We start from the raw sequence: 8,435 nt of genomic DNA, 5'->3' as shown, positions 1-8,435 counted from the left end.
AAGGCTGTGATGGGGGATATGCTTTGGCGTGTTATAAGCTTGGTATTGGTTACTACGGTGGTTATGCTGGTCGTAGTCAGAGTTTCCCTAAAGCTAAACAGCTGTTTAATAAGGCTTGTAAAGGCGGTATTCCTATGGCTTGTGATAAGTATGATGACATGAAGAAAAAAGGATATTAGGATCCTAGTTACACTTATCACAGCTATCTGATACGTCCAACATTAGATGCAGGAATTTCCATTCTCGATCTCCCACTGACTATTAGACATATGACTGCAACAGAAATGCATCCTGCATACAGGATTATGCAAAGATAAGAAGTCTTTTATCCTCTAAGATTCTATCGCATACTACTATCCGTTTTATGCGACTTCTGTTTCCGTTAGAGTTTCAGCTATTTCAATAATTCTAGTCATATCATTTGTCATACGTATATTATCTATAGCTTCCCAGTGTTCTTTCTCTCTCACTGCATTTTTGATTAATTCTTGTAATCCTAATTGTTTCCAATATAAAAGATGATACCGCTCAAGTATATTATTTAGTTGTTCTTCAACTGATTCATTTTTAGACATATTCTTCTCCCAAAAGTATATATATGAAAAAATGATACTAAATAAATGTCAGAAGAATGTCAATTTTTGCTTCATAGTAAATCTATATTACCAACAAATCTATATCCTTTCCATTTGTTAGGGTGATAGTCACTATTGTAGAGTCTGTGTATGTGTACTAGAGTATATGCCCTCAATGAGCATATACAGATTTTGTTTGATTTACATCTTTATCAAAATTGAGTATATGACATAAATATGACATAAAAAATGTTAAACTTATTTACTTCTAGATGTAAAAGGGAATAATATGAAAAAATTAACACTTTCAATAGTAGCTATAATGGCAATGAGTACATTTGCAGTAGCAGCTGGAGGTACTTATGATGCAGATGGACCTGATTCTTATGCAGCCGGTGGACCAAGTTTATCTTATGACGGTGGCTACTATTATGGTGCTGCTTATGGTTCAGTAAGTACAGAGGGGGATGGATCAGCTCCAACTGAAGCTCTTAATCTAGAAATCGACCATGCTACAATTATGCTTCAAGCTGGTTATCAATTCAATTCTTATCTAGCAATTGAAGGTAGATATTGGATGGTATTTACTAATTCTGATGGATCAGTATCTTATACAGATAATGTAGATCCAAATAATAATGAGTATGTATCTGGATCTCTTGACGATGATACTACTATATGGGGACTTTATGTCAAACCAATGTATCCAGTGACTACTACTTTTACTGCTTATGGGCTATTGGGTTATGGTAATGTTGATTATGATTTTGGAGGTATCTCTTCCGATGATGATAGTTTTCAATGGGGTCTTGGTACTTCATATACGTTTGATAACAACCTTGTTCTATATATAGACTACCTATCAATGTATGACGATGATGATACTATTGGTAATGTGAGTACTGAACTCACTGTTGATAGTTGGAACTTCGGGTTTAGTTACAGGTTTTAATTTTTGTAGTTACTAAGCCTTTTGGCTTGGTAGCTTAGCAAAATCAATCTGGGTAAATTTTTTTAATAGCCTTAAATCGTCTCCTATAACACTACTATAAATTGCAGGTTAGATTACTACACATACATATAAATTTAGACTTTAGTAGATTTTATACTAATTATTAAGTTAGAGGAATTATCTTTATCTGAAGTTATAATGTTCTTTGTGAAGGTTTCTAATTGGTTGCGGGAGCAGGATTTGAACCTACGACCTTCGGGTTATGAGCCCGACGAGCTACCAAACTGCTCTATCCCGCGACAGGAATTTAAATCTTTCGATTTAATTGGTGAGTGAGATTGTATCTTGATTTAATTAAACCAAGATGAAATCTGATGGATGGGGTAGAGGGATTCGAACCCCCGAATACCAGTACCAAAAACTAGTGCCTTACCGCTTGGCGATACCCCAATCTTCACAAGCTTAATGCTTATGTGGACGGCATTATAGCACCAAATGGTTCACATGTCAAGAGGTTTTAAAAAAAAGTTAAAAAAAGTTTCTTAGGTGAAGTACGAATAGGTATAATACTCTTTAAACAATATATGTGTAGTAAAAAATTTGGGAGATTTTGATGTCGAGTGAAGCAATAAAAAGAGTAGAGAAAGCTATAGAAGAGGTAAAAAGAGGAAAAATGGTGATCATGATGGATGATGAAGATCGTGAAAATGAGGGTGACCTTGTTTATGCAGCTACTTTTTCTACTCCTGATCTAGTAAACTTCATGGCAAAAGAAGCTAGAGGGCTTATCTGTACTCCTATTACAAAAGAGATCGCATCTAAGCTTGATCTTATGCCAATGGTAAGCAACAATGTTTCCAACCATGAGACAGCCTTTACCGTTTCTATAGACTCTGCCAATGCGGAAACTGGTATCTCTTCTGCTGAGAGAGACGATTGTATCTCTAAACTTGCAAGTCCACAAACAGTGAGTGATGACTTTGTACGTCCAGGGCATATCTTTCCACTCATAGCTAAAGATGGTGGAGTATTGGTCAGAACAGGGCATACAGAAGGTTCTGTAGATCTTTGTAAACTTGCTGGACTTGCTCCTGCTGCTGTTATTTGTGAGATCATCAAAGACGATGGTAAAATGGCACGTATGGATGACCTTGAGATCTTTTCTAAAGAGCATAATATGCCAATCGTTTACATTTCAGATATCGTTGAGTACCGTTTAGCCAATGAGAAGCTTATAAAGCGTATAAAAGAAGAAGAGAGCGAACTTAGAGGTATCAAAGTAGAAAAGATCACATACACAGACCACCTTGAAAGAACACATACAGTGATACAGTTTTACAAGACACACGAAACAGCAAATGTAAAGTTTCACAATATAGGTACGGATATAGGACTTGTACTTGATGATAAACGTTTTAGTGCACTCAATAACTCTATAGATTACTTAAAGACCAATGGAGGAACACTTATCTTTCTTGATACCAAAGTTATATCTCATGAACAAGCTAAAGAGTTCGGTGTTGGTGCACAGATACTTAAAGATCTTGGTATTAAAAACATTAACCTCCTAACCACAAATAAAGATACAGAATTTGTAGGACTTGCAGGTTTTGGTCTTGATGTCGTAGAAAAAATAGAGATCGTATAATCTAAATCATTACCACACGTAACAAATAGGAGTAAATACTCCTATTTAAAATTTCTTTCTTTTACAATTTTTCATTGCCCCCATTTCTATGTTAAAATGATCTTATACATATATAAAAGGATTATTTATGATAAAAGAGACTTTTAACCCAAATCCGGAATTTGCCAAAGATGCTGCTATCCCAAGTATGGATGCTTATTGGAAACTACAGAATAGAGCGATAGAAGACTATGAGGGCTTTTGGAAATCATTTGCAGATGAAAAGATAGATTGGCTGTCTGCTTATAATAAGGTATTGGATAGTAGTAATCCACCTTTTTATAAATGGTTCACAGAAGGAAGGCTAAATGTATCCAACCAATGTATAGACAGGCATCTCGCAGATCACGCACATAAAACAGCTATTTTATTTGAAGGTGACAGAGGTGAAGTGGAGCATATCTCTTATGCACAGCTATCACTGCATGTGAATAAAATGGCAAACCTCCTTAGACACGAATTTAATGTATCCAAAGGTGATAGAGTTGTGCTCTATATGCCTATGATACCTGAAGCAGCCTATGCTATGCTGGCATGTGCACGTATCGGTGCGATACACTCTATCGTATTTGGAGGATTCTCTGCAGAGGCACTGAAAGACCGTATTGAAGATGCGGAAGCGAAAATTGTGATCACTGCAGATGGTGCCTACAGAAAAGGTAAGCCTTATATGCTCAAACAAGTGGTCGATGATGCACTTTCTCAAGGTGGAGATAGCGTTGAAGCAGTACTTGTTGTAAAAAGAAATAATGAAGAGATCAACTGGGTAGAGGGCAGAGACCACAACTACAGTGAACTGGTAGTAGATCAACATGCAGAGTGTCCATTTGAAGCGATGGACTCTGAAGATCCACTCTTTTTACTTTACACATCGGGTAGTACTGGAAAACCAAAAGGTGTTCAGCACTCGACAGCGGGTTACATTCTTTGGGCTCAAATGACTATGGAATGGGTATTTGATGTAAAAGATGATGATGTTTACTGGTGTACAGCAGATATTGGTTGGATCACAGGACATACATATATCATCTATGGACCATTAGCTGCTGGTGCCACGACAGTTATGTTTGAAGGGGTTCCAACATACCCAGATGCGGGACGTGCATGGAAAATGGTACAAGACCACAAGATCACTCAGTTCTATACAGCACCAACAGCGATTCGCGTACTTCATAAGATGGGAGAGCATGAACCTGAAAAATATGATCTATCAAGCCTAAAAGTATTAGGAACAGTAGGTGAACCTATAGATCCAGCGGCATGGAAATGGTACTATGAAACAGTAGGTAACTCTAAATGTTCAATCGTTGATACATGGTGGCAAACAGAAACAGGCGGACATATGATCTCTCCACTTCCAGGTGCAACACCAATAAAACCTGGCTGTGCGACATTTCCTTTACCTGGAATTATGACTGAAATTCTCTCTTATGAAGGGGTACAAAAAGAACAGGGTGAGCCTGGACTGCTTTGTATCACTAAGCCTTGGCCAGGTATGATCAGAAATATATGGGGTGATTCTGAGCGTTATAAAAAAGCATATTTTGGTGACGTAGCTAAAGACGGTAAAGCTGTATACTTCTCTGGTGATGGTGCAGTAGAAGATGAAGATGGCTACATTACTATCGTAGGTCGCGTGGATGATGTTATTAATGTATCTGGTCACCGTATGGGTACGGCAGAGATAGAAGCAGCAGTAAAAAAAGATGAACATGTAGCAGAAGTTGCGGTAGTAGGGCGTCCTCATGATATAAAAGGTGAATCTATTTTTATCTATATTGTACTAAAAGAGGGACATATTAATAAAGATATTAAACACCATATCAATGACCTTCTAGCTACAGAGATAGGAAACATTGCAAAAGCGGATCATATCATTGAAGTACCGGGATTACCAAAAACACGTTCAGGTAAGATCATGAGAAGAATTTTACGTTCTATCGCGAAACATGAAGAGGTCACTCAGGACATATCGACACTTGAAGATCCGTCTATTGTTCAAGAGATAATCACAAAAGCGAGAGAAGCATAATACTTCTCTACTTCATTCCCCCGATATTCTTGGGGGAATTCCAATGATCATCTTGTCATCAACTCTTTTACTTTTAAAAGATCATCAAATACTTCTTTTTTTGCACTTGGATTTCTCAGTAAATAACTCGGATGATAGGTAGGAATAACTGTATAGTTGTTTTGTTTATGTATGATACCTCTGACCTTACTTATCTCTGTGTCATCGCCGGTAAGGTAATGATAAGCAGTTGCACCCAATGTAATGATTAGCTTTGGTTGTATAAGTTCTATCTGTTTCATCAAATAGGGCTGACAGGTATGTGCCTGCATGGGTGTAGGTGTAGCATTGTTGGAAGGTCGACACTTTACGATATTGGTGATATAAACATCATTTCGAGAAATAAGCAATACATTTTCAATCATTTTTGTCAGAAGTTCTCCTGAACGTCCCATAAAAGGCTTTCCAGAACTATCTTCAGTTGCACCGGGTCCTTCTCCAATGAAAAGTATATCTGCGTGTGGATTTCCTTCCCCAAAGACTACTTTATGACGACTCTTACTAAGCTCACACAAATGACACTCCATCGCTTGCTTTTTTAAAGACTCAAGAGTATTTGGAAGTGTAAGGTCTTGTTCCTCTTCCTTGTATGGTGTTACAGAAGTATATCTATAGCCTAATTGTTTAAGTTGTATGAGTTGTTTGAGTAAAAGTGCATTTCGGAGGTTTTTCATGTAAGTATTATATTCTAATCCTATATATTTTACAACCTAAAACACTAAAAGAAAATGCCATTATCTTGTTATTTTCAATATCACTTATTTTATCTTATCATTTCATATTGAATACATCCCTCATTATAACCGCTATCACAAACTTTTTTAAAATACTCTGTAGCTTTAAGTCGATCGCGTTTTATCATTCCTTTTCCATCACGGTAAAGATTCCCCAGGGTCATACAGGAAAAAGCTTCTCCACCATCGCAAGCCTTATTATAGAACTCCATAGCTTTAGAGAGGTCTTGCTTTACATCTATGCCATCCTCAAAATATTTTCCAACATTAAAACATCCATCAATATCACCACCGTCGCAAGCTTTTCTAAAATATTCTACAGCTTTAGCTTCATCTTTCGTTGCTCCACGAATCCCATTCATATACATAATACCAAGATTAAAGCATCCAACCATATTGCCATCATCACATAACCTTGTGTTATCTTCAAACTGAGCTGAATGCAATCCCGTTAATAATACTGTTATCAATAATAATTTTTTCATTCTTCTTTTCCGGTAAATTTATGATGATCATATCATATTAAAGGCATAAATCCGTTTCTATGTAATGTAGCGCCGTTTTTAGCATAGTTTCATTCTCATCACCCATCATATGCGTAATATCATCTTCAGCAATACAGACAGGTGGTATACCATCAAAGCTAGTAGTGTCACCGTCGTTATTTCTGACAAAAAAGTTAATGAGGAAATAGTAATTGGTGCTATAAACTCTACCAGTCATTCCCACTGGTTTTCCATGTGTAAAATTCCCTATAGTTACAACATTATCAGCACCCAAATAAGGAACTAGAGCATTGATCACAGATTCACTTGCAGAAGCTGAACCTTTAGTTGTAAGAAAAAACACACGTTTCATATTTAACTCATTACCATCTTGCAGATCGATATCTTCAAATGTATAGCTAGAATTATACTGTTGATAATTGGCATTCCAATCAAGGTACATTTGTCTTTCACTTGCATAAGCATTGGTAACGTTGTCCAATAATGCACTGGCAGTAGTAACAGAACCGCCACCATTGTATCGCAGATCAATCACTAGTTCATCGATATTTTCACCATGAAACAGTGTAAAGATACGCTCAAATTCAGCTACCGAATTCTCTGTAAAAGAATCGTAACGTAAGTATCCAATCTTTTGCGTACCTTGTGTAATGATCTTCCCTAATGAAACATTAAAAGTATATTCACTAGGTGAGACTGTAACATAAAGCTGATTCCCATCCCTGAGTAGGGTGAAAGTAGTTGGTACATTGAGGTTATCACTTGCTTGCTTTATCAAGGTATCTGTCACAGCTTCCCCATTGATCTCCAAAATTTGATCTCCTCTAAACAATAAACCGTATGCAGGTGCATTAATGCGTACCAAATAGATAAAAAAGTCACTTGTATAACCAAAGCCAAATCCTGACGTTAGCTGATTTGTATAATCTTCATATTCTTGTTGTGTCATGGTGAAACTCCACTGGTCATATGGATCGATACGCAATGCATTGATCATTTCTTGAGGTTCCGTGAATTGTGTGTAATCTATATTTGATGCAACCTGGTCGTACCATAGATATTCAGTTAAAAATAGATCATGTAAAAATTGTTTTTCCTCTAAAGAAAATACTTCTGTTCCATCATCTGTAATTGAAGTAGAGCTTGAACTCGAACCTGATCCACAAGAGTTTAAAAATAAGGCGAATGATAAGATAAAAGGGAGGAAAAACTTTAGTGCCATAAAAATAACCTTTCATAGTTAGATTAAAAACATAACTTGATACATTGATTATATCTAAAAATATTTCTGCTATAGTAGTATTATGAAAAAGCCATTACTATTTTTTATCATTTCTGTTGTGTTGTTCATAATTGCTAAGATAGCCTATAACAAATACTGTGAATCAAAGCCAGAGGGCTGTAAAAAAGAGAAGGCTGATAAGAGGGAAGAACACCCGGTAAAGGGTATTGACTGGTAGAAAAGAGCAAAGATAATGCTCTTTTCTTTCTACAACTATTGTGGTATTTTACTCTCTTCAATATTCTTTGAAAACTTCAGATACAGTATCGGAAGTATGATCAAAGTAAGTAGCGTCGAAGAAATAAGACCATTGATGACAACAATGGCTAGCGGTCTTTGTATCTCAGAGCCTGGTCCTGTAGCAAAGAGTAGGGGAAGCAGACCAAAAGCTGCAATAGTAGCAGTCATTAGAACGGGTCTAAGCCTTTTTATAGAACCTTCTATGACCGCTTCTCTAAGTTCTGTACCATTTTTAATGAGGTAATTAAAGTAGTTGACCATTACAACACCGTTGAGTACTGCAATACCAAGCAGAGCGATAAAACCTACAGAGGCTGGAACAGACATGTACTCACCACTCACATAGAGTCCTATAAATCCACCTATCAGTGCCAAAGGTACATTGATA

General features: G+C 36.7%; 9 protein-coding genes and 2 tRNA genes. 4 read left to right on the top strand and 7 right to left on the bottom strand.

Translation table 11 applies throughout. The features are described from left to right. Nucleotides 1–362 precede the first annotated feature (362 nt). A complete protein-coding gene (locus tag WBM70_RS01310; protein WP_424556714.1) occupies nt 363–575 on the bottom strand; it encodes a hypothetical protein in 213 nt (70 codons plus the stop codon). Between the two features lie 289 nt (nt 576–864). On the opposite strand from WBM70_RS01310, the gene WBM70_RS01305 reads away from it, so the two are divergent. Next, nucleotides 865–1,527, top strand: coding sequence for an outer membrane beta-barrel protein (locus WBM70_RS01305; protein WP_424556713.1), 663 nt, complete (start codon nt 865–867; stop codon nt 1,525–1,527). Between the two features lie 222 nt (nt 1,528–1,749). Here WBM70_RS01305 and WBM70_RS01300 read toward each other — a convergent pair. Both WBM70_RS01300 and WBM70_RS01295 read right to left on the bottom strand, forming a co-directional pair. Beyond that, nucleotides 1,750–1,826 (bottom strand) — tRNA-Met (locus WBM70_RS01300). Between the two features lie 76 nt (nt 1,827–1,902). Then, nucleotides 1,903–1,977, bottom strand: a tRNA-Gln gene (locus WBM70_RS01295). Between the two features lie 163 nt (nt 1,978–2,140). On the opposite strand from WBM70_RS01295, the gene WBM70_RS01290 reads away from it, so the two are divergent. Then, nucleotides 2,141–3,175 carry a bifunctional 3,4-dihydroxy-2-butanone 4-phosphate synthase/GTP cyclohydrolase II gene (locus WBM70_RS01290; protein ID WP_424556712.1) on the top strand — a complete coding sequence of 345 codons (1,035 nt, stop codon included), beginning with the start codon at nt 2,141–2,143 and terminating at the stop codon, nt 3,173–3,175. 127 nt (nt 3,176–3,302) lie between these two features. Further along, nucleotides 3,303–5,246, top strand: coding sequence for an acetate--CoA ligase (gene acs / locus WBM70_RS01285; protein WP_424556711.1), 1,944 nt, complete (start codon nt 3,303–3,305; stop codon nt 5,244–5,246). A 47-nt stretch (nt 5,247–5,293) separates the two neighbouring features. Here acs and WBM70_RS01280 read toward each other — a convergent pair whose 3' ends face one another. From WBM70_RS01280 to WBM70_RS01270, 3 genes are all read right to left on the bottom strand, one after another. Further along, the gene (locus WBM70_RS01280) at nt 5,294–5,959 is read right to left on the bottom strand and encodes a uracil-DNA glycosylase (protein ID WP_424556710.1); all 666 of its coding nucleotides are present in this window, start codon (nt 5,957–5,959) and stop codon (nt 5,294–5,296) included. An 89-nt stretch (nt 5,960–6,048) separates the two neighbouring features. Then, nucleotides 6,049–6,489 (bottom strand): tetratricopeptide repeat protein, encoded by a 441-nt coding sequence (locus WBM70_RS01275; RefSeq protein ID WP_424556709.1) that lies wholly within the window; start codon nt 6,487–6,489, stop codon nt 6,049–6,051. Nucleotides 6,490–6,541: 52 nt separating this feature from the next. Then, a complete protein-coding gene (locus WBM70_RS01270; protein ID WP_424556708.1) occupies nt 6,542–7,747 on the bottom strand; it encodes a S41 family peptidase in 1,206 nt (401 codons plus the stop codon). An 82-nt stretch (nt 7,748–7,829) separates the two neighbouring features. Here WBM70_RS01270 and WBM70_RS01265 point away from each other — a divergent pair, with 82 nt between their 5' ends. After that, a complete protein-coding gene (locus WBM70_RS01265) occupies nt 7,830–7,985 on the top strand; it encodes a hypothetical protein (RefSeq protein ID WP_424556707.1) in 156 nt (51 codons plus the stop codon). A gap of 35 nt (nt 7,986–8,020) precedes the next feature. Here WBM70_RS01265 and WBM70_RS01260 read toward each other — a convergent pair. Then, nucleotides 8,021–8,435: efflux RND transporter permease subunit (locus WBM70_RS01260; RefSeq protein WP_424556706.1), on the bottom strand; the 415-nt coding region annotated here is incomplete at its 5' end.

The organism is Sulfurovum sp. (genome assembly GCF_049668085.1).
Taxonomy (GTDB): Bacteria; Campylobacterota; Campylobacteria; order Campylobacterales; family Sulfurovaceae; genus Sulfurovum.
This window is presented reverse-complemented; position numbering and strand designations above follow the sequence as displayed.